The sequence below is a fragment of the Rhodococcus sp. Leaf225 genome (assembly GCF_001426145.1).
Lineage (GTDB): Bacteria > Actinomycetota > Actinomycetes > Mycobacteriales > Mycobacteriaceae > Rhodococcoides.
Window position 1 is genome coordinate 21,873 of record NZ_LMRN01000025.1, and the last position, 22,465, is coordinate 44,337.

The 22,465-nt window shown below is 69.4% G+C and carries 12 protein-coding genes; 4 read left to right on the top strand and 8 right to left on the bottom strand.

Translation table 11 applies throughout. The annotated features are described in order from the left end of the window. The first annotated feature begins 9 nt into the window (after positions 1-9). From pks13 to ASG69_RS18400, 3 genes are read left to right on the top strand one after another with little or no spacing between them, the layout of a single operon-like run. Positions 10-5,178, top strand: a complete 5,169-nt coding sequence (gene pks13 / locus ASG69_RS18390) for a polyketide synthase Pks13 (protein ID WP_056443107.1) — start codon at positions 10-12, stop codon at positions 5,176-5,178. Further along, entirely contained in the window at positions 5,175-6,716 is a 1,542-nt protein-coding gene (locus ASG69_RS18395; RefSeq protein ID WP_056443109.1) for an acyl-CoA carboxylase subunit beta, read from the top strand. Before pks13 ends, ASG69_RS18395 begins: the two co-directional genes overlap by 4 nt. Before the next feature lie 24 nt (positions 6,717-6,740). Beyond that, entirely contained in the window at positions 6,741-8,000 is a 1,260-nt protein-coding gene (locus ASG69_RS18400; RefSeq protein ID WP_056443112.1) for a lipase family protein, read from the top strand. Positions 8,001-8,010: 10 nt separating this feature from the next. Here ASG69_RS18400 and ASG69_RS18405 read toward each other — a convergent pair whose 3' ends face one another. The 6 genes from ASG69_RS18405 to ASG69_RS18430 are packed head-to-tail and all read right to left on the bottom strand — an operon-like array spanning position 8,011 to position 20,467. After that, on the bottom strand, positions 8,011-11,322 hold the full coding sequence (locus ASG69_RS18405) for an arabinosyltransferase domain-containing protein (protein ID WP_056443116.1): 3,312 nt from the start codon (positions 11,320-11,322) through the stop codon (positions 8,011-8,013). Between the two features lie 50 nt (positions 11,323-11,372). Next, positions 11,373-14,642, bottom strand: coding sequence for an arabinosyltransferase domain-containing protein (locus tag ASG69_RS18410; RefSeq protein WP_082544388.1), 3,270 nt, complete (start codon positions 14,640-14,642; stop codon positions 11,373-11,375). Positions 14,643-14,689: 47 nt separating this feature from the next. Beyond that, a complete protein-coding gene (locus ASG69_RS18415; RefSeq protein WP_156380581.1) occupies positions 14,690-16,405 on the bottom strand; it encodes a DUF6541 family protein in 1,716 nt (571 codons plus the stop codon). Then, positions 16,402-18,291 carry a galactan 5-O-arabinofuranosyltransferase gene (locus ASG69_RS18420; protein WP_235579006.1) on the bottom strand — a complete coding sequence of 630 codons (1,890 nt, stop codon included), beginning with the start codon at positions 18,289-18,291 and terminating at the stop codon, positions 16,402-16,404. The genes ASG69_RS18415 and ASG69_RS18420 overlap by 4 nt, the downstream gene beginning before the upstream one ends. An 8-nt stretch (positions 18,292-18,299) precedes the next feature. Next, on the bottom strand, positions 18,300-19,064 hold the full coding sequence (locus tag ASG69_RS18425; RefSeq protein ID WP_056443119.1) for a decaprenylphospho-beta-D-erythro-pentofuranosid-2-ulose 2-reductase: 765 nt from the start codon (positions 19,062-19,064) through the stop codon (positions 18,300-18,302). Next, positions 19,061-20,467, bottom strand: a complete 1,407-nt coding sequence (locus tag ASG69_RS18430; protein WP_056443121.1) for an FAD-binding oxidoreductase — start codon at positions 20,465-20,467, stop codon at positions 19,061-19,063. The genes ASG69_RS18425 and ASG69_RS18430 overlap by 4 nt, the downstream gene beginning before the upstream one ends. Before the next feature lie 47 nt (positions 20,468-20,514). On the opposite strand from ASG69_RS18430, the gene ASG69_RS18435 reads away from it, so the two are divergent. Continuing rightward, positions 20,515-20,976 (top strand): GtrA family protein, encoded by a 462-nt coding sequence (locus ASG69_RS18435; protein ID WP_082544389.1) that lies wholly within the window; start codon positions 20,515-20,517, stop codon positions 20,974-20,976. Between the two features lie 52 nt (positions 20,977-21,028). Here ASG69_RS18435 and ASG69_RS18440 read toward each other — a convergent pair whose 3' ends face one another. Then, positions 21,029-21,586 carry a dTDP-4-dehydrorhamnose 3,5-epimerase family protein gene (locus ASG69_RS18440; protein WP_056443125.1) on the bottom strand — a complete coding sequence of 186 codons (558 nt, stop codon included), beginning with the start codon at positions 21,584-21,586 and terminating at the stop codon, positions 21,029-21,031. After that, positions 21,583-22,458 carry a glucose-1-phosphate thymidylyltransferase RfbA gene (gene rfbA, locus ASG69_RS18445; RefSeq protein ID WP_056443128.1) on the bottom strand — a complete coding sequence of 292 codons (876 nt, stop codon included), beginning with the start codon at positions 22,456-22,458 and terminating at the stop codon, positions 21,583-21,585. The genes ASG69_RS18440 and rfbA overlap by 4 nt, the downstream gene beginning before the upstream one ends. Positions 22,459-22,465 lie beyond the last annotated feature (7 nt).

Genomic DNA, 22,465 nt, shown 5'->3' on the forward strand with positions numbered 1-22,465 from the left:
GGCGAGCTGATGGCTGAAGAAGAGACAACGACGTCCGCACCGGAGCCGACAGGTGACGCCGGGGCCCCGCAGGCGGGCGACATGACCGTCGCGCAGCTGAGGGACTGGCTCCGCGCCTGGGTCGCCGAGGCCACCGGCAAGGACGTCTCGGAGATCTCCGACGACCGTCCGATGGAGGAGTTCGGTCTCGCGTCCCGCGACGCCGTCGCGCTGAGCGGCGACATCGAGGATCTGGTCGGCGTCACGCTGACGGCCACGGTCGCGTACCAGCACCCCACGATCGCCTCGCTCGCGACACGCATCATCGACGGGGAGCCCGAGTCGGAGAGCGGCACCACCGACGACGCGTTCTACCTGTCCGGCACCACCGACGACAGTCACGACATCGCCGTCGTGGGCGTGTCCACCCGCTTCCCGGGTGCCGGCCACACGCCGGACGAGATGTGGGACATGCTGTCCGGCGGACGCGACGGCATCACCGATCTGCCCGAGGGCCGGTGGTCCGAGTTCCTCGGCGACCGTGCCATCGCCGAGGCGGTGGAGAAGACGGTGACCCGCGGCGGGTACCTCGACGACGTCAAGACGTTCGACGCGGAGTTCTTCGCCATGTCGCCGCGCGAGGCGGCCAACGTCGACCCGCAGCAGCGCCTCGCGCTGGAGCTCACGTGGGAAGCGCTGGAGGACGCGCGGATTCCGGCCAACGAACTCAAGGGCACGCAGGTCGGCGTCTTCATCGGCACGTCGACCAACGACTACCAGATGATCGCCGTCAGCGATCCCGACCCGCACCCCTATGCACTGACCGGCACGTCGACCGCCGTCGTCGCGGGGCGCGTGTCCTACTTCTACGACTTCCGCGGGCCGTCCGTCGCGCTGGACACCGCGTGCTCGTCGTCCCTCGTCGCCGTGCACCAGGCGGTGCGCAGCCTCCGCACCGGTGAGTCGAGCCTGGCCCTGGCCGGCGGCGTGAACATGCTGCTCTCGCCCGCCGCGACGCTCGGATTCGGGCAGACCGGCGTGCTCGCACCCGACGGCCGCATCAAGGCGTTCTCGTCGGACGCCGACGGCATGATCCGCTCGGAGGGCGGCGGCCTGGTGGTGCTCAAGCGTCTCGAGGACGCCGAGCGCGACGGGGACACCGTGCTCGCGGTCATCGCGGGCAGCGCGGTCAACCAGGACGGTCGCTCGAACGGGCTGGCCGCGCCCAACCCGGACGCCCAGGCCGACGTCCTGCGGACCGCCTACCGCGACGCCCGCATCGTGCCCACCACCGTCGACTACATCGAGGCGCACGGCACCGGTACCATCCTCGGCGACCCCATCGAGGCCGATGCACTGGGTCGCGTCGTCGGCCGCGGACGCGACGCGGACAAGCCCGCGCTGCTCGGTTCCGCGAAGACGAACTTCGGCCACCTCGAGAGTGCCGCGGGCGCCGCGGGGCTCATCAAGGTGATCCTCGCGATGCGCGAGAACCAGGTGCCGCCGTCCCTGAACTACGCCGGACCCAACCCCTACATTCCGTTCGACGCGGCCAGGCTCCGCGTCGTCGACACCGCGACGGACTGGCCCCGGTACTCCGGCACCGCCATCGCCGGTGTCTCCGGCTTCGGTTTCGGCGGCACCAACGCGCACGTCGTGGTCCGCGAGTACGTTCCCGCCGCGTCGGCACCGAGCGTTGCCGGCGCACCCGAGTTCGATTCGCCGGAGTTCGATTCGACAGCGGTCGATCCGGAAGCGCTGATCGGGGAGCCCGTGGGCGTTCCCGAGGAGACGCCGGCGGACATCGAGCGGGTACTCGCGGGTGTGTCGGCGTCTCCGGCCGAGTCCGAGGAGGCGCCGGAGCCGGGACCCGTTCTCCTCGCCGTGTCGGCGAGCATGCCGTCGCGCCGTCGTCGTGCGGCCTCGGATCTGGCCGACTGGATCGAGTCCGAGGTCGGCAGCACCACGGACCTCGAGGCTCTCGGTCGGTCCCTCGCCCGTCGTAATCACGGGCGCTCCCGCGCCGTCGTGCTCGCCACGACGCGTGCCGAGGCCGTCGCCGGACTGCGCGCCGTCGCCGACAACAAGCCGGGCCCCGGCGTGTTCTCCGCCGACGCGCCCGCGTCCAACGGCCCGGTGTGGGTGTTCTCCGGCTTCGGTGCGCAGCACCGCAAGATGGCGAAGGACTTCTACGCGTCCGAGCCGCTGTTCGCCGCGGCGCTCGATCGCGTCGACGCGCTCATCGAGGACGAGTCCGGGTACTCGATCCGGGCGATCGTCTCGGACGACTCGCTCACGTACGACTTCGAGAACTCGCAGGTCGGGATCTTCGCGATCCAGGTGGCGCTCGTCGAGACCCTGCGTGCGTACGGCGCTGCGCCGACCGCGGTGGTGGGCCACTCGATGGGTGAGGTCGCCGCCGCGTACGCCGCCGGTGGTCTGAACCTCGAGGACGCGGTGCGCATCATCGTGGCGCGTTCGCGACTGCTCGGCGAGGGCCAGGAAGGTCTCGGCGACGCCGAGGCCGGCGCGATGGCGCTGGTGGAGTTCTCCGCGCAGGAGGTCGCCGACCTCACCGATCGCTTCCCCGGGGTGGAGCCCAGCGTGTACGCAGCGCCGACGCACACGACCGTGGGCGGACCGGCCGAGCCGGTGCGACAGCTGGTCGAGTACGCCGAGTCGCTCGGCAAGATGGGCCGCATCCTCGACGTGAAGGGCGCCGGACACACCTCGGCCGTCGATCCGTTGCTGGGCGAGCTCGCGGCCGAACTGATAGGCATCGAGCCCACCCCACTCGCCGTGTCGGTGTTCTCGTCGGTGGACAGGGAAGCGTTCTACCGCGCGGGTCACGAGCCGATCCACGGTGTCGAGTACTGGACCAAGGGCATGCGCCATCCCGTCTGGTTCACCCAGGCGGTCAAGCTGGCCGTGGATGCCGGCTACACCACCTTCGTGGAGTTGTCGCCCAATCCGGTGGCGCTGATGTCCGTCGCCGCCACGGCCTGGGCGACGGGTGTCCCGGACGCGACGCTGATCGCGACGCTCAAGCGCAAGGAGAGCGAGCCCGCGACGTTCCTCGCCGCACTCGCCGACCTCTACGTGCACGGCCATGCCGTGACGCTGTCGAGTCTGTTCGGGCCCGGCGAGTACGCGGAACCGCCACGCACCGCCTTCGTGCGCAAACACCACTGGATCGACGCCGCGGTGCACCTGGGCAGCGGCAGCGCCGGGGGCGCGCGAGTCGCGTTGCCCGACGGCCGCGTCGTCTGGGAGACACCGGTGGCCGGTGTGTCCGCCATCGGAGATCTGGTGTCGACACTCGCCGGCGAGGTGCTGGGCGACGTGACGGTCGGCGCCGTGGTCACGCAGCGCCCCGTGCCCACCACCGGTTCGCTCACCACCACGCTCACCCCGCATCCGGGCGGTGCGTCCCTCCAGGTGCACTGGAACGACGGCACCCTCTTCGTGCCGGTCGCCGACGCCGTGGTCACCGCGGCGGGCGGTGTCGGATCACTGGCTCCCGCAGGCGATTCCGCCGCGGCGGCTCCGTTCGTGGAGGAGGAACCCGAGGTCGTCGACGACTTCGGCGATCGCTGGATCCCGAACGGGACCCAGACGATGGAGGATCGTCTCGCGATCATCGTCGCCGAGTCGATGGGGTACGCGCCGGAGGATCTGCCGGCCGAGATCCCGTTGATCGAACTGGGTCTCGACTCACTGATGGCCGTGCGCATCAAGAACCGCGTGGAGTTCGAGTTCGACATCCCCCAGGTGCAGTTGCAGGCCGTGCGCGACGCCAGCCTGCGTGAGGTGGAGAAGTACCTCCGCTACGCGCTGGACAATCGCGAGGAGGTCGCGGCGCTCGCCGAGCAGCAGGAACGCGAGCGCACGGCCGAGCAGGCCGCCGATCAGACGCCCGAGCAAGAACCCCCTGTCGCACAGCCGGATCCGGTGATCGCCGAGCCCGAGACGGCGGTCGACGAGACCGTACCGGGATCCGACAGCGGCCAGGCGGGCCCGACCACGGCGACGGCGTTCGAGGCGCCCGTGTCCGACGCGGTGACCGACGTGGGCGACGCACAGTCGTTCGCGGAGGCGACCGGGACGGACGTCGCACCGCGTGACGCCGCGGAGCGCCTCACCTTTGCGACGTGGGCCGTCGTGACGGGGCAGTCCGCCAAGGGCATCTTCAATCCCCTTCCCGTGCTGGACGATCCGACGGCCGAGAAGCTCGCGGAGCGTCTGAGTGAGCGGTCGAAGGGCGAGATCACGTTCGACGACATCCTCGACTCGGAGACGATCGAGCAGCTCGCCGACGTGGTGCGGCCGTTCCTCGAGTCGGGCGACGTCACCGGACTGGTGCGCACGCTGCGCGCTCGCCCGGAGGGCTCCACCGCGGTGCCGGTGTTCGTCTTCCATCCCGCGGGCAGTTCGTGCGTCGTGTACGAGCCGCTGCTCAAGCGACTCCCGGCGGACACGCCGATGTACGGCTTCGAGCGCACGGAGGGACCGATCGAGGATCGCGCCCGCGAGTATCTGCCCCTGCTCCGGGAGATCCAGGGCGACGGGCCGTACGTGCTGATGGGCTGGTCCCTCGGCGGTGTGCTCTCGTACGCCGTCGCGACGATGCTCCGCGAGGAGGGCGCCGACGTGCGCTACGTCGGGCTCATCGACACCGTCATGCCGTACGAGCCGATCCCGGACACCGCGGAGGAGATCGAGCTCCGCTGGAAGCGCTACGCGCAGGTGGGCAAGAAGCTCTACAACGTCGACTACCCGCTGCCGTACGAGAAGCTGGCACAGGCCGACGACGACGGCCAGATCAAGATCATCATGGACATGGTCAAGATGAGCAGCGCCAAGATCCCCAGCGGCATCATCGAGCACCAGCGCACGTCCTGGTTGGACAACCGCGCGATCCAGACCGCCCGGCCCCAGCACTACGACGGGGACGTCACGCTCTACATGGCGGACAAGTACCACGACGACGCCATCGCGCTCGAGCCTCGACTCGGCAAGCGGGAGCCGCACGGCGGCTGGGCGCCGTTCGCACCGAATCTGGACATCGTGCACATCGGCGGTGACCACCTCGCGGTGATCGACGAGCCGTACATCCGCGCGATCGCCGCGGATCTGACGGGCAAGATGCGAGACATTTCGGCGTCGATCACGCCGGAGGGAAGCGAGTCGCACACGTGAGCACCACTGCCGCCAAGCTGGCCGAACTGCGCGAGAAGTTGGAGGTGGCGCGGGAACCCGCAGGGGACGTCGCCATCGCCAAGCGCGCGAAGAAGGGCATTCCGAGTGCGCGCGAGCGCATCGACATGCTGCTCGATCCGGGTTCCTTCGTCGAGATCGGCGCCCTCGTCCGCGCGCCCGGCAACCAGGACTCGCTGTACGGCGACGGCGTGGTCACCGGCCACGGCACGGTCGACGGCCGACCGATCGCCGTGTTCTCGCACGACCAGACCGTGTTCGGCGGCACCGTCGGCGAGATGTTCGGCCGCAAGGTCGCGCTCATCATGGAGTTCGCGGCGGACGTCGGTTGCCCGTGCGTCGGTATCAACGACTCGGGCGGCGCGCGTGTGCAGGACGCCGTCACGTCGCTGGCCTGGTACGCGGAGCTCGGTCGTCGGCAGGAACCGTTGTCCGGCATGTGCCCGCAGATCTCGGTGATCCTGGGCAAGTGCGCCGGCGGCGCCGTGTACGCGCCGATCAACACCGACATCATCGTGGCCACCGAAGAGGCCTACATGTTCGTCACCGGCCCGGACGTCATCAAGTCCGTCACCGGCGAGGACGTCAGCCTCCACGATCTCGGGAGTGCCCGGAAGCAGGCCGAGTACGGCAACGTGCACCACGTGGCTCAGGACGAGAAGGCAGCGTTCGAGTGGGTGCGCAAGTACCTGTCGTACCTGCCGTCGAACTGCCACGAGCAGCCCCCGGTCATCAACCCCGGTCTCGAGCCGACCATCACGGACGACGATCGTTCGCTGGACACCTTCATGCCGGACTCGGACAACGCCGGGTACGACATGCACGAGATCCTGCTGCGCATCTTCGACGACGGTGACTTCCACGAACTCACCGCACAGACCGCGTCCAACATCATCGTCGGGTTCGCCCGCGTCGACGGTCGTCCGGTGGGAGTGGTGGCCAACCAGCCGATGCACCTCAGCGGCGCGTTGGACGCGGCGAGCAGCGACAAGGCGTCTCATTTCATCAACATCTGCAACGCCTTCGAGATCCCGCTCGTGTTGGTCACGGACACACCGGGATTCCTGCCTGGGCTCGAGCAGGAGAAGATCGGCGTCATCAAGCGCGGTGGCCGGTTCATCTTCTCGTACGTGTGCGCATCGATCCCCAAGGTCACCGTCGTGATCCGCAAGTCGTACGGCGGCGGATACGCGGTGATGGGGTCGAAGCAGCTCGGCGCCGACATCAACTTCGCCTGGCCCACAGCACGTATCGCGGTGATGGGCGCGGAGGGTGCGGTGTCGATCATGGCGCGCAAGCAGCTGGCCGAGGCGGGCGACAACGCCCCGGCTATCCGTCAGGGATTCATCGACTTCTACAACGAGCACGTGGCGACGCCGTGGGTGGCCGCCGAGCGCGGTTACATCGACGCCGTGATCGAGCCGTCCACCACGCGTCTCGAGATCCGCAAGGCCCTGCACATCCTGCGCGACAAGGCGAAGGAACCGCGACCGAGAAAGCAGCATCTGTTCCCGATCTAGTTCCGCCGGGGCTATCGTGCTGCCATGAGACGGACCGTGGTCGTCCTGGCCTGCGTCGGAGCGGTCGTGGTGCTGGTGGTGGCCGCGGTGGTGGCGGTGGTGATCACGCGGTCGTCCACGACGTCTCGCGACGATGCGCGGTTCCAGGAGTCGATCGCGTCGTTCTACGAGTCACCGGACACGCCTGCCGCGCCGGGCGAGCTGATCCGCATCGAGCCGATCGACGATCTGGACGTGCCCGGCGGCACGGCCTACCGGATGCTCTACGGCACCCAGCGTCCCGACGGGTCGCCCGCCGTCTCGTCCGGAATGCTCATCGTGCCGACGGCACCGGCGCCGCCGGGTGGGCGTCCGGTTCTGGCGTGGTCTCACGGCACGCTCGGCTTCGGAGACGAGTGCACCCCGTCGCGGCGGTACCACCCGACGATGGACACCCTGGACTTCACGAACTGGTTGCCGTCCGTGATGGCGCGCGGGTGGGTCGTCGCGGCGACGGACTACACGGGCCTCGGCACCGCCGGTGACACCTACTATCTGATCGCCCGCAGCGAGGCGCAGGACGTTCTGAACTCGGTGCGGGCGGCGCGCGATCACGCTCCGGCGCAGGCGAGTTCGGTGTACGCCACGTTCGGGCACTCGCAGGGCGGTCACGCGGCGATCGGCACGGCGATGTTCGCCGACTACGCGCCCGAGCTCCGGTCGGTGGGCGCGGCGGCGGCGGCGCCCGCGGCGCTGCTGGGTCCGCTGTTCTCCGAACAGTGGAACACGTTCGTGGCGTGGGGGATCGGGCCCAGCGTCGCGGTCTCGTGGCCGGTCGTGTATCCCGACCTGCCGCTCGAGGGGGTGCTCGGCGACGCGGCGATGTCGCGCTACCGGTCGCTGGCCGACGGGTGCATCACGGACGAACTGCCCGAACTGTTGCTCGAGCGCGCCGAGGGGGAGCAGTTCTTCGACTCCGACCCCATGCAGAACCCGGACTGGGCTGCCGCCGCAGCGGATCAGACCATCGACCTCTCGCGCGTCGACATACCCCTCTTCGTCGTCCAGAGCCTCGCCGACACGGTCGTCCTCCCGAACACGACGGCGCTGCTGGCCCGGACGGCCTGCGCCGCACCGTCTCCCGAGTCCGACGTCGCCTGGATCGGCCAGGTGGCACACCAGGACACGGCGAAGGTCGGCGGCCTGGTGGCGGTCGACTGGTTGCAGGACCGCTTCGACGGCGTCCCCGCGCCGAACTCGTGCTCACATCCGTCGCCGATCGCGCCGGCGGAGCCCACGGGGTGACGAACGCCGTCTAGTAGACCCGCAGCGTCCCCGGCGACCACAGCCCGCTCCGGGTCTGCTCGGTGACCTCGACGGTCGCTGCGGACGCGCTCGGATCGAACCTGTCGTAGCGCTCGAGCGAACCCCAGTCGCGTCCCCAGTCGTGGTTCAGGTACGTCGGCACGGTGGTGGGTGTCGCCAGCATCTCGGTGAAGCCCAGCGGGCCACCGTTCTCCGCGGCCTGCCACGTGTCGGTGGACGAGACCGCCAACCCGCGATCGGGCAGGATGCGGAAGTTCGGCACCTCGGCGACGCCGTCGAGATGGTCGAACGGACGCTGGCACGGGAACTGCAGCCCCACGGCCCAGTCCAGCAGGACGGGCTGCGTCGTGCCGATCTCCTCCTGCAGCGGGACGACCACGGGCACGCGGGGCGGCGTGAAGGCCAGCCACTGGTCACCGGTGAGGTTGGGATCGTTGGCGACCACACGCACGGCATCCGCATCGGGGGAGAGCTCGTCGAGCGGGATGCGCAGGTTGCGCCACGACGGTGCCGGGCCGATGTCCTTGGGGAGGTAGTCGCCCTGGACCTGCACCGAGCCGTCCGGCTGCCGGATGCCGTACTCGACGCGGAGCGACTGACCGTACGTGTTCTCGCCGGTCTCCTGGTTCTCGGACCAGATGCGGCCGGCCGCACTGACCACCACCAGGGGCGCGTCGTCACTGCGCGCGGGGAGGCCGTACCAGCTCGACGTCGCGTAGGCCGGTGTCTGCACCCCGGTCTGGTACGAGCCGAGGACGGGTGTCGTGGCGGGGTCGAGCCCGAAGGGCAGGCGCGCGGTGGAGCCGTTGACGCCGGCGGCGCCGACACCACCCGCGGTACCGGAGGACTGGCCCTCCTCGAAGGACGCGCCCACGGACTGCTGGTCGGTGTTGCCCTGTCCGGGCTTGACCTCCACGGCGTCGGCACTGAGGTCGGTGGGGATGCCGTTGGGTGTGAAGCCGACGGGCTCGGCGCCGCCCAGTGGGCCCGTGGCAGTGTCCACCGGTCCCGGAAGTGGCGACAGCACACCGGCGTTCGGGTCGGACTCCACGAGGACGTCCCCGGCCAGTCCGCAGCTGTTGCCGGCCAACGCCTGCACGTTGGAGCGACCGAGCGAGTAGGCGGGGTACTGCGAGACGGCACCCTTGAGGAGCGAGAGGATCTCGAACAGGACGAGCAACCCGGCCACCACGGTGAGCGGCGCGGCCGCGAACTTGCGGATGCGCCGCCCGCGTTCGGTTCCGGGCTTCGGTTGCGGCGCAGCGAATCCCTCGCGGAGATAGTGCCATGCCGCGAGTCCGACGGCGGCGAAGAACAGGATCAGCAGCACGGTGTTGGACTGGATCCCCTTGACCGAGACCACCTTGTCGAACCACGGCACGCCGTAACTCGAGACGTACCAGTACCCGTTGATGCCCGAGAACGACAGTGCGAGAACGAAGGCGAGACCGACGACGAAGACGGTGCGGTTGCGCCGCGACCGCAGTGCACTGGCCGAGACCGCGACGGCGGTGAGCGCCGCGAGCGAACCGGCGATGCCGGCGTACACCCCGAAGTGGTGGGTCCACTTCGTCGGGTTGAACATCATGAAGAAGATGGTGCCGAAGACGACACCGATGAGACGCCACGCCGGACCGGACGGGACGCCCGGGATCCGCTTGCGCCGCAGCAGGACGAACACCGTGGTGAAGAGGCACAGCAGCATGGTCAGAAAGGCGAAGCGGCGGGCGACCGATCCGTCGACCGTCTGGACGAAGAGGTAGTAGTACCGCAGGAAGTCGTTGTACCAGGGCAGGTTCGGACCGATGAGCGTGCGCACACGCGTCGACTCCTGGACCGCCGCGAAGGTCTGGTCCCCGTAGACGACGATGAGGACCAGCACGCCGGCACTGGCGATGGGTGCCAGCAGCGGCAGCGTCCCGACCATGCGGTGCCGTTTGACGACGATGCGCACCAGCGGCCGGATGCCCGTCAGGATCGCGGCGACACACATGAGGCCGGTGGGTGCGGCGGCGAGGGTGAAGGCGCCGATCAGCGCTGCCATGGCGGCGGGGAGCAGCCGTCCGGTCGCGATGGCGCGCTCGACGGAGCACCACGTGAGCAGGGCGCCGAGGGCCACGACGGGCTCGGGACGCAGCCCGTTGTTGTACGGCAGCCAGAAGGCGAGGAAGACCAGTCCGCCGGTCCAGACGGCGACCGAGTTGACGCGCACCGCGCGCCCGAGGCGCGGGACCACCTCGCGGCTGATGACCAGCCAGCACAGGATGCCGGCGATCAGCGCGGGCAGGCGCATCCAGGGGCTCGCCGTGGAGATCTTGGCGAACGCGGCCAGCACGTCGTAGTACCAGCCGAAGGGCGCCTCGGGGACACCGAACCAGCGGAAGTAGTTGGCCATGTAGCCGGCGTTCTCGGAGACGCGGGCCATGGTGAGCAGGTACCCGTCGTCCGCGGTGTTGGCGCCGAAGAAGTGCCAGCCGGCGAGCGCGCCGACCACCACCGCGTCGATACCGGTGACCCTCCACCAGTGCGCGGGGAAGAAGCGGCGGTGGGTGCGGCCGTCGACACCGTCGAGCCTGGCCAGCGCACTCAGTGCGAGCGCCGTGCAGGCGATGGCGGCGGCCATGGCAAGCAGCTTGAGCACGGTGGGCGACGACGAGAAACGGGAGTCGACGGCGATCGACACGTCGAGGCCCGGGTATTGCGCGGCGCTGCCGGCGAGGTCGGAGTAGACGCCGACCACCTGAGGCCGCAGGTCGCCGCCGAGCTGACCCGCGCGGGGATTGCCCTGTGCGTCCACGAGCCCGTCGAACGACGCGGACGTGGCATCGATGGTGGACGTGAAGGTGATCGCCCCGCACACGGCCGACTGCACCTCGGAGCGTGGGGCGGAGACGATCACGACGTTGCGGTCGAGGACGTCGACCGTGTTCTCGCCGACGCGGACGAACATCGCGTTCAGCGCGGCGCCCTCGCCCTGCGGCGGCGCGGTGGAGAGGAGGATGCCGCCCGCGGCCGGCACGTCCGCGACGGCGCTGCAGGGGATGGAGACCGACATCGAGACCGGCACCTGGGACATCAGGGGTGCATCGACACTGTCGACGGTGCCGTCCTGCGGCCACTGGACGACGGCGTCGTCCTGCGTGACCGGAAGGAACGGGGTCAGAATCGCGAAGAGAACACCGAGAACCCCCGCCACCATCGCCACGAGGCGGGTGGTGCGGTACTGCTGTCGGACGTCCACCGAGCGATCCGGGCCGGCAGGTGTCGGCGCGGTCGGCGAAGAGGTGAGGGCGTCGGGCACGGCTCCCGATGTTATGCGACCGTGATCCGGTTGCTGCACCCGCTGGTTACTTACTGGTACTTGATGTGTCCGGGCGACCAGATGCCCGAACGCGACGACGTGGTCACGTCGGGTTCGACGGCCACCGCGTCCGGGTCGAGGGGCAGATAGCGCTCGAGGGATCCCCAGTCGCGACGGAGGTCGTCCGCCAGGTAGGTCGGTACCGTCTCCGCGCGCAGGACCAGTCCGGTCCAGCCCAGGGGGCCGCCGCCGACGGAGTCCTGCCAGGCATTGGTCGACTCGGCCCCGTTGCGGTCGGGCAGGATGCGCCACTCCGGCAGTTCGGCGACTCCGTAGCGGTGGTCGAACGGCCGCTGGCACGGGAACGCGAGTCCGACGGACCAGTCCAGCAGCACCGGGTCGGTGGACCCGACGACGTCGTTGAGAACAGTGGTCCGCGGTGCGCGCGGCGGGGTGACGGCGAGCCACTGGTCGCCCGCCAGATCCTCGTCGGAGGCGACGAGTCGCACAGCGTTGGCGGTCGGCGGGACCTGGTCGAGGGGGACCCGCAGGTTGCGCCACGACGGTTGCGGGCCGATGTCGATGGGTGCGACGCGTCCGAGGATCTCCTCGGCACCGTCCACCCCGACCGTGGCGTACTCCACCTCGAGGCTCTGCCCCGGGGTGACGATGCCGTCGGTGTCGACCGAGCGGATACGACCCGCGGCAGTGACGGACAGGAAGTCTCGCTGCGCGGCGTCGGGCAGCGCGTACCAGCCGGACGTGAGGCTCGCCGGTGCGGCGTCACCGGAGCCGAAGCTGCCGAGCACCGGCGTGGTCGCGGGGTCCAGCCCGAACGGCAGCGCGATCCGCGAGCCGTTGACGCCGGTGCCGGCGGTGGTGCCGCCCCCGGTGCCCGCGCTGTTCGCGGTGGCCTGCTGATCGGTGTCCGAGGGGTCGACCGAGTTGGCTCCGCCCGTCGCACCCGAGCTCTCGCGATCAGCGCTCAGATCGCCGGCGACGCCGTTCGGGGTGAAGCCGACGCTGTCGGTCCCGGCGAGCGGGTCGGCGCCCGGCTCCGGGTTCAGCGGCTGGAGCATCGAGGCGTTCGGATCGGTCTCCACCAGGACGTCGCGTGCCAGGCCACACGATTGACCGAGGATCGAGTTCACGTTGGACCGGGCCACCGAGTACGCGGGGTACTGCGACACCGCGCCCTTCAGCAGGGACAACACCTCGAACAGCACCACGAGGCCGGCCACGACGGTGAGCGAGGCCCCGCTGAAACGCCGGGTCCGCGCCGGCTCGGCGCCGACGTAGGGAGCGCGGAAGTGTTGCCATGCGGCGTACGCCAGCGTCAGCACGGTGAGCCCGAGCAGCAGCGTCGCGAAGCCCTTGCCGGCGATGGACGGGGGCTTGTCGAACCACGGCACGCCGTAGCTCGAGACGTACCACCACCCGTTGGACCCGGTGAACGCCAGCGCGGTGAGGAACAGGACGGCGGCCGTGAACAGAGTCCGGTTGCGCGGTGAACGCTCTGTCGCCGACATCACGGCGATGGCGGCGAGCGCGGCGAGAGACCCTGCGAGCCCGGCGTAGACGCCGAAGTGGTGCGTCCACTTGGTCGGCGTGAACATCATGAGGGCAAGGGCTCCGGCGACGATGCCGAGGATGCGGCGGGACGGACCGGTCGACGTTCCCGGGATTCGGCCGCCGCGGCGCAGCATCACGACGAGGCACGTCACGAGGCACAGCAGCATCGCGAAGACGGCGAAGCGGCGGGCGAGCGACCCGTCCGGAGCGATGTTCAGCAGAGCGTCCCAGCGGTACCGCTCGTCGAACCACTTCACGTTGGGTCCGACCGCGGATCGGACACGGGTGGCCTCGAGGACGGAGGCGACGGTCTGGTCGGCGAACACGGCGAACAGCACCACGGTGCCCGCCGCGAGGATCGGGGCCAGCAGCGCGGGCAGTCCGACGGCGTGGCGCCGACGGACGACGATCTGGATGACCGGGCGCGCGCCGGCCAGCAGCGCGGCGATCGCGATGAGGCCGGTGGGTCCGGCAGCGAGGGAGAAGGCGGCGATCACCACGGCCACGGCCGCGGGCAGCAGGCGCCCGGTGGAGACCGCGCGCTCGATGGAGCACCAGGTGAGCAGAGCGCCGAGCGCGATGATCGGCTCGGGACGCAGGCCGTTGTCGTAGGGCAGCCAGAAGGCCAGGAAGACCAGACCGGCCGTCCACACGGCCACCGGTCGGGTGCGCACCGCGCGACCGAGGCGCGGGATGACCTCCCGAGAGATGACGAGCCAGCACAGGACGGCCGCGATCAGCGCGGGCAGGCGCATCCACGGGCTGGCGGTCGACACCTTGGCCAGTGCGGCCAGCATGTCGTAGTACGGCATGCCGAAGGGCGCCTCGGGCACGCCGAACCACCGGTAGTAGTTGGCCATGTATCCCGAGTGCTCGGAGACCCGCGCCATGTTGAGCAGATATCCGTCGTCCGAGGTGTTGGCGCCGATGACGTGCCACAGCAGCAGCGTCCCCACGACCACGGCATCCACGCCGGTGACCCGGAGCCAGTGCCGGGGGAAGAACCGCCGTGCGCGCCGGCCGTCGGCGTCGTCGAGCCGGTGCAGTGCGACCAGCGACGCGACGACCAGGAGCGATCCCAGCACGATCGCGAGCAGTTTCAGCGTCGACGGTGAGGAGGAGAACCGGGAGTCCACGTCGATGCGTACCGACATGTCGGCCGGTGCGGATCCGGTCAGGTCGCTGAACACCCCGACGGTCTGGGGGCGCACGTCGCCCGGGGCCGTGCCGGTGAGATCGCCGACCGCCGCGGTGGTGCTCTCCGGCGTCGAGGTGAGAGTGAGTGCATCGCAGCCGGCCACGGTGTCCGCGGGCACCGAGAGCAGCAGTTGGTCGCGCAGCACGACGGTGACGTCGCCGGCGTCGGTCCGTGTGACCACGAGGCCCACGCGCCGGGCGTCCGGTGACTGCGGCGCAACGGTGGACAGCACCAGGCTGCCCGGCGCGGCGTCGGCGAGAACGGAACACGGGACGGTGGCCGACAGCGAGAGCGGGTTGTACGAGACGAGGGGCGTCTCGACGCTGGTGAACGAGCCGTCCTGCGGCCAGGTGACGGACGCGGCGTCCTGCTCGACGGGCAGGAGCGGGGTGAGGATCGCCAGAAGTGTGCCGAGCAGACCCGTGACGATCGCGACGATGCGCGTGGTGGCGAACTGTCCCGACCGGCCTCCGGCCTTCCCGAAGGCGAATCGACTCGGTCTCGACGCCGGGGCCGGTGGTTCGGTCGTCGTCTCGGCGGTTGTCGGCACGCCACGATGCTAGGCGACGAGACCCGCCCCGCCAGAATCCGCGACCGTCAGCGGACGTCCCACACGTACGTGCCGTCGATCTCGGTGGCGGTGCGACCCAGCAGATCGTCGACGGTGTCGCGCAGTGCGTCCTGGTTCTCGGTCGGGGGCAGCATCACCACGTCGGCGTCCCAGAACGCGAGGTCCTCTCGCGCCGTGCGTCGCTGATCGTCGTTCAGTGTCGGGACGATGCCGGTGCGTCCCGCGGTGCCGAGCAGCTTCGCGGTGGGTCGATCGATCGCGCCGTACTTCGCCTCCCCGTCCGGTTGTCCGCTCGGTCCGACGAAGTAGCCACCGGCGATGCGGTACTCGAGCCCGGTGTCCACCTGCCAGCGCAGCGCCGCGGCGGTGCCGGGATTCGGGACCGGCACGGTGACGATCGATCCCGGGTCGTCGGTGTCGACGTACTCGCGCCACGTCCCGTCCGCCAGGAACGACGGGGTCTCTCCCCGGTCGGCCGTCGGCAGCGGTGTCGGTGCGAGGGGGACGAGTGCGACGGCGAGAGCGCCCGTCCACACCACGGCGACGCGGCGCGAGGCGGGTGCGGTCAGGACGCGATCGGTGACCATCGCGATCAGCAGCGCCATGGCCGGCACCGCGGCCAGTACGAACCGGGTCTCGAGGACGGACTGCAGGAGCGGGATCCGGTCGAGGTACTCGCCGGGCAGGGCGATGCCGGTCTCCGTCCCGTCGACCACGAGGGCGACGCCCAGTGAGGCGACGCCGAGGATCAGGATCGACACGACGGCGGCCACCGCGATCGGACGGCGGCGCAGCACCACGGCGGAGACCACGACGAGAAGCAGCAGCGGGATGCCGAAGTACGCGTTCTGCTCGGTGGGGTTCAGGGCGACGTCGTCCAACGGAAACGCTGCACCCCAGAGCGACTGGGGCGGGAACCGGACGAGTGACACCAGATCGTTCCCGGGCAGATTGTGGTCGAGGTAGCTGTAGTGCTGTCGCCCGCGGAACTGCCACCACAGGGGTACCGCGACGAGCACCGTTGTCAGCAGTGCGGCACCCAGCACGGGCAGGGCCGCGTGCCGGACCATGGGGACGATCCGGCGCGGCCGGAACACCCAGTACAGCACCGTGATCAGGGCGACGGCGACCGCGAAGACGAGGAGCGGCTCCTCGCCGAGCATCACCTGCCACGCCACCAGGAGACCCAGGACGACGGCGTGACGGCGACGGCGAGTGTTCTCCGCGTCGGCGATGCGGACGAGTAGATACAGGATGAACGGCAGGACTCCGAGCACGACGAAGTTGGGGTGGGCGTTGGCGTGCGAGATCATGCCCGGCGCGAACCCGCAGAGGAGCCCGCCGAGACCCGCGGCCGCACGTGACCGGATCACGGTGCGAGAGAACAGGAAGTACCACCCGTAAGCGGTGGTCGCCAGCCCGAGCGTCAGGGCGAGGGTGAACGTGGCCGCCGGTCCGAAGGCCAGAGTGATCGGTGTCAGAGGTACCGACAGGCCGAGCATCGCGGTGTTGGCCATCATGTTCACGCCGTCGGGCGCGTTCTGCAGGTCGGAGAAGAACGGGTTGTCGAGATGGGTGACCGAGCGGGCGGTCACGGCGAAGAACCACTCCCACATGGTCTGGTCCTGGCCGCTGAAACGGAGGTACTGCGACTGCAGGTGCTGCCACTGGTCGTGCAGCACCAGCACGGACAGCAGCGTGTAGACGGTGGCAGCGAGGAGGTCCGCCCGGCGGGCGGTCACGTGCGCACGACGAGGACGAACGGACCGATCTCGCGGATCTCGAACCGAGGGTCGTCGAACAGCGACTCGGGGTAGGAGACGGTGTAGCGGCGCACGTTCGGATCGTTGGGGTACACGTCCTCCGCGAGACGCAACGTGTAACCGTCGGCGCCGCGGCGGAAGAGGAACGCGTCGGGGGCGCGCCACGGCAGGGCATCGAGGGCGGCGATCAGTTCGTCGCTGCTGCGCAGATCGCTCCACGACTCGATGGCGTCGGCGCGGGCGGCGAACTCGGCGAGCGGGTTCGCGTAGTGCGACGTCAGCCCCTGGAACCCGAAATACGGGTGGTACGCGAGGAACGTCGTGTCCGAGGTGAGCAACACCGTGTCGGTCCGCGGACCGGGCCGCGCCTCCTGGAGTGCCGCGTCGACCTCGCCGTAGTACGACACGGCGCTCGGTGGTCTCTGATCGGCACGGACTCCGTCGCCGTCGGTGTCCGTGTACGCCACCGTGATCTCGTTCTGCAGGACGTGGGGGATGTCCTGGGCGAAGGCGACGGCGCCGACGATCCCGACCGCGACGGAGACGGTTCGGACCCGGGGCGACTCACTCGCCACCAGGTAGAGCGCCCGAGCGCCCTCCACGAAGCCGAACACGCCCGCGGCGCCGAGGATCAGCACCAGCACCGCCTCGAGTCGGAAGCCGAGCAGGGTGGTACCCGCGACAGTGGCGAGCATCGACAGCAGGCACCACCCGTAGACGGCGACGACGCCGAGACCCAGGGCCTGCGCACGGCGAGAATCACGGACTCGCACCACGATCCACAGAGTGCCGACGAGGCACAGGGCGCCCGTGAGGGTGAACTGCGCCATCGGGAAGGGCAGCTCGGACCCGGACTCCGGCAGGTAGTGCAGAGCGGTACCGCTCTCCGCCGTGCTGCCCGTCAGCGACGCGAGCAGGTACGGCGCCCAGACGGTGAGCGCGAGCAGCCCGGAGATGCCTGCGATGACGACGAGGCGAAGTGCGGGGTCGAGCAGCACTGCGAGGGAACGGTTCTCCCGATAGCGCAGCACCGCCGCGACCACCGCCATGAGCACGACGGTGAAGGCCGCGATACCGAGATAGAGGGTGTAGACCGTCGCGGCGACACCGAGGAACAGGCCGGTGCCGACGACGGCTCCCCATCCTGCGCCGCGCGTCGACCCCGGGCGATGGAGTGCACCCCACGCCAGGATCAGCACGGGCGGGATCATGACTGCGATCGTGGCGCCGTAGGCCTCGGGTGAACCGTAGGCCAGCATCAGGGCCGTCACGCCGAGCGCGGCCAGTACTGCCAGGTCCGCCCGAACGAGACTGCGCCACAGCACGAGCGAGACCACGGCGGCGACGGCGAGGGACGCGATGGCGTAGGGCTTGTAGGCCTCCCACCCGGCCATGCCGAGGGCGTTCGCTACCCGGCCGCCGACCCAGAACCAGCCCGCGGGATAGTACGGCGGGAGGTCGGCGTAGGTCATGTCGGCCAGTGCCGGCGAGTCGGTGAGGCGAGTGAGGTACTCGGTGCGGAACTCCTGATCCACCGAGATGCCGAACAGGTACAGCTTCGTGGCGGCCAGCGGCATGCCGAGTGTGACGGTGACGAATCCGGAGAGGCCGATCCACGACAGCAGGGTCGCGACACGGGGGGAGCGGCGCAGCCGGAGCATCACCACCGACGCGGCCAGCACGGCGAGAGCAGCCACCTGCCCGACCGTCGCGACGGCGCGAGTCACGTTGGAGGAGTTGAATGCCGGCCACTGCACCAGGGAGAAAGCGTACAGACCGACCGCCGCCACCGCGGCCGCGACGACTGCCGCGGCGACGGCCTCTGCGCTGGTACTCAGAGCCGTCCGCATGACTCTGTTCGGCATGGCCCTGCTCAGATGGGGAGTTTGCGGAAGATCGGACGCGGGACGTGCCGCAGCGCCATCATGACGAAGCGGAAGGGCCCCGGAGCCCACACCAGATCCTTGCCCTTGCGGGACGCGGACACGGCCAGCTTGGCGATGTCCTCCTTGTCCACCGTCAGCGGTGCTTCCTTGACGTGCGCGCTGAACTTGGTGCGCACCATGCCCGGACGGATGACGGTGACGCGAGGACCGAACTCGCGCAGGGCTTCCCCGAGACCGAGGTAGAACCCGTCGAGTCCGGCCTTGGTGGAGCCGTAGACGAAGTTGGAGCGCCGCACGCGCTCGCCCGCGACGGAGGACATGACGATGATGCGGCCGAAGGCCTGCGCCTTCATCTTCTCGCCGAGGAGCACACCCACCGACACCGACGCGGTGTAGTTGATGTTGGCCGTGAGCACGGCCTTGTTCTGGTCCTGCCACAGCAGTTCCGCATCGAAGTCCACCGCGAACGCCACGATCGCGACGTCGACGTCGCCCTTCGACCAGGCCTCGTCGATGACCTTCGGGTGCGACGCTGTGTCGAGCGCGTCGAAGTCGATGACCTCCACGGACTTGGCGCCCTTGGCCGTCAGCTGAGCGACGGCCGCGTCACGCAGGGGATCGTTGGGCAGCGCCGCGAGAATCACGCGAGCCGACGACGTCGAGAGGTACTCCTCGGTGATCGCGAGGCCGATCTCGCTCGTGCCACCCAGTACGAGAATGGTCTGCGGGTCGCCCACAGCATCGATCGTCACAGCAGTTCCAACCTTCTGGCCATATCCGAGGCGAAGACGCCTGTGGGGTCGACGGATCGCCGAACGGCGATCCACTCGTCGATGCGCGGGTACATCGCGTGGAACGTGTCCGCGGACGTCCGGGAGTCCTTGGCTGTGTAGAGCCGTCCGCCGAACTCGAGCACCCGCCGGTCGAGGTCCGCGACGAACGCGCCGAGACCCTCCTTGATCGGGAAGTCGACGCAGACGTTCCAGCCCTCGATCGGGAAGCTCAGTGGCGCTTGGTTTCCCGGCCCGAAGAGCTTGAAGACGTTGAGGAACGAGTAGTGCCCCGAGCGCTGGATGTCGTGGATGATCTTCTTGAACTCGCCGACGGCCTGCGGCGGCACCACGAACTGGTACTGCAGGAATCCGGCCGGGCCGTAGGCCCTGTTCCACTCCCCGAACATGTCGAGCGGGTGATAGAACTGCGTCAAGTTCTGCACCTTGCCGCGGTAGGTACCCGACTTGCGGTACCAGAGCTCGCCGATGGGTCCGAACGTGTACTTGTTCGCGAGGCCGTTGGGGAACACGTCGGGGAAGGTCAGCAGCGGCTTCGCGCTGAAGCGCAGCGGATCCTTCTGCAGCTTCGCCGGCAGCTGGTCCAGGGTCGCGAGCGATCCGCGCGACAGCGCCGCACGTCCCAGCTTCGGCGGACCCGAGATGGCGTCGAACCAGGCGCTCGAGTAGTCGTACCGGCTCTCGCTGCCGTCGCTGTGGATCGCGATGGTCTCGTCGAGGCTCGCCGTCACGTCGCCGTCGGCGATGAAGTACGCGGTCTCGGTCGGCGTCATCTCGATGGTCGCTCGCAGGATGATGCCGGTCAGGCCGTTTCCGCCCACCGTGGCCCAGAACAGCGGCGCGTCGTCGCCGTCGGGCGTGATGTGGCGGACGGTGCCGTCCGCGAGCAGCAGCTCCATCGAGCGCACGTGATTGCCGAAGCTGCCGGCGCTGTGATGGTTCTTGCCGTGGATGTCACACCCGATGGCGCCGCCGATGGTCACCTGACGAGTGCCGGGGAGCACGGGGACCCACAATCCGAACGGCAGTGCCGCACGCATCAGCTGGTCCAGGCTCACTCCACCGTCCACATCGACGATGTGCGTCTCCGCGTCCATCGAGTGGATGCGGTTCAGTGCGCTCATGTCGACGACGAGCCCGCCGCCGTTCTGCGCGTTGTCACCGTACGAGCGGCCGAGTCCGCGGGCGATGACGCCGCGCCGCAGATGGGACGGCTTGCTCTCGTTCTGCTCCGCGACCCGGAGGACGGCGGCGGCCACGATCTCGGGATCGGACGTGGTCAGCACCTGCGCCGTGGTGGGCGAGGTACGTGCCCACCCGGTGAGGGTGCGCGCACTGGTGGGTGGCAATTCGGTGATGGACATCGTTCGTCAGGTTACAGGCAGTGAGAGGGCCAGTACGCTGACGCTCTGTGTCATCAGACGATCACCAGCGCCTTCCTCTGCCCGTCGAGATCCCTGTCACGGAGAACACCGCCGACGACGCGCTGGATCTGCGGACCCAGATCGTCCGGTTCCTCGTCACCGGGGTGCTGTCGGCTGTCGTCGACTTCTCCATCACCATCGCGCTGCAGTACGGCCTGGACGTGCAGCTCTCGCTGGCCAAGGCCGCGGGATTCGTCGTGGGCACCACCGTCGCGTACCTGATCAACCGGCGCTGGACGTTCGCGGCACCGCCGTCGCGGGCGCGGTTCGTGGCCGTCGTCGTCCTGTACGCGGCGACGTTCGGTGTCCAGAACGTGCTGTACACGCTGTTCGGGCACCTGTGGCCCGAGACGATCCTCTACAGCGCCGCAGCGTTCGTCATCGCGCAGGGCACCGCGACGGTGATCAACTTCGTGGTCCAGCGAGCGGTGATCTTCAAGTTGCGCTGACGCGCCCGTGCGCCTTGTGCGCATCCAGGGATACGCGAAAGGCGCACGGGGGCTATGCCCAGTCCGCGAACGCGGGTGCCGCGGCGTCCTTGTCGGAGAGTTGGTAGGTCAGGGGTGTGCCGTCGCGGCCGTGGGTGGGCCAGTCGATGGCGAGGTCGGGGTCGAGCGGGTGGATGTCGCGGTCCGCTCCGGGGGTGTACTCGAGGCTGCACAGGTACATCACCGTGGAGTGGTCCTCGAGGGAGAGGATCGCGTGCCCGAGCCCGACGGGCAGGTACACCGCGCGGCGGTCGACGTCGTCGATGAGCACCGAGTCCCAGGTGCCGTACGTCGGTGAGTCCTTGCGGAGGTCGACCACGACGTCGAGGAACGCGCCGCGGGTGCAGGTGACGTACTTGGCCTGCCCGGGTGGGTCGACGGTGACGTGGATCCCGCGAAGCACGCCTGCGGCGGAGACGGAGCAGTTGGCCTGCAGCAGTTCCAGGGGGTGGCCGACGGCGGCGGTGAAGGCGGAATCCTTGTGCCATTCGAAGAACACGCCGCGGTCGTCGCCGAACTGGCGGGGAGTGAATTCGAACGCCCCGGGGACGCGCAGTTCGCGGAAGCTCACGGTCGGTGTCCTCTCTCGAGCAGGTCCAGCAGATATGCCCCGTATCCGGACTTGAGCAGTGTCTGCGCGCGGGCGCGCAGGTCGTCGTCGGTGATGAACCCGCGTCGCCACGCCACCTCCTCGGGGGCGCCGATCTTGAGGCCTTGGCGCTGTTCGATGGTGCGCACGTAGTTGGAGGCGTCGAGGAGCGATTCGAAGGTGCCGGTGTCGAGCCAGGCGGTGCCGCGGGGCAGCACCTGCACCTGCAGGGTTCCCGCCTCGAGGTAGTGGCGGTTGACGTCGGTGATCTCGTACTCCCCGCGGGCGGAGGGGGCGAGGTCGCGGGCGATGGCGATGACGTCGTTGTCGTAGAAGTACAGCCCCGGCACCGCGTAGTTCGACCGCGGGTGCGCCGGTTTCTCCTCCAAGGAGAGGGCGGTGCCGCGTTCGTCGAACTCGATGACTCCGTATGCGCTGGGATCGGAGACCTCGTAGGCGAACACCGCGCCGCCGTCGATGTCCCCGAACCGGCTCAGCTGCGTTCCCAGGCCGGGGCCGTAAAAGATGTTGTCCCCCAGCACCAGCGCGGCGCCCTCGGTGCCGATGTGCTCGGCACCCAGCACGAACGCCTGAGCGAGGCCGTTGGGTTCGTGTTGCACCTTGTAGGTCAGCGAGATGCCGAACTGGGAGCCGTCACCGAGCAGCCGCTGGAACTGCTCGGCGTCCTGCGCGGTGGTGATGATCAGGATGTCGCGGATCCCGGCGAGCATCAGCGTGGTCAGCGGGTAGTAGATCATCGGCTTGTCGTAGACGGGCACCAACTGCTTGCTCACGCCCTGAGTGATCGGATGCAGCCGCGACCCCGTGCCACCGGCCAGAATGATTCCTCGCATGATGGTC

What these genes read in the sequence shown, in the direction of transcription:
- ASG69_RS18400 (WP_056443112.1), top strand. Translation starts at nt 6,741, where the DNA reads ATGAGACGGACCGTGGTCGTCCTGGCCTGCGTCGGAGCGGTCGTGGTG.
- rfbA (WP_056443128.1), bottom strand. Translation starts at nt 22,458, where the DNA reads ATGCGAGGAATCATTCTGGCCGGTGGCACGGGGTCGCGGCTGCATCCG.
- ASG69_RS18430 (WP_056443121.1), bottom strand. Translation starts at nt 20,467, where the DNA reads ATGTCCATCACCGAATTGCCACCCACCAGTGCGCGCACCCTCACCGGG.
- ASG69_RS18420 (WP_235579006.1), bottom strand. Translation starts at nt 18,291, where the DNA reads ATGCCGAACAGAGTCATGCGGACGGCTCTGAGTACCAGCGCAGAGGCC.
- pks13 (WP_056443107.1), top strand. Translation starts at nt 10, where the DNA reads ATGGCTGAAGAAGAGACAACGACGTCCGCACCGGAGCCGACAGGTGAC.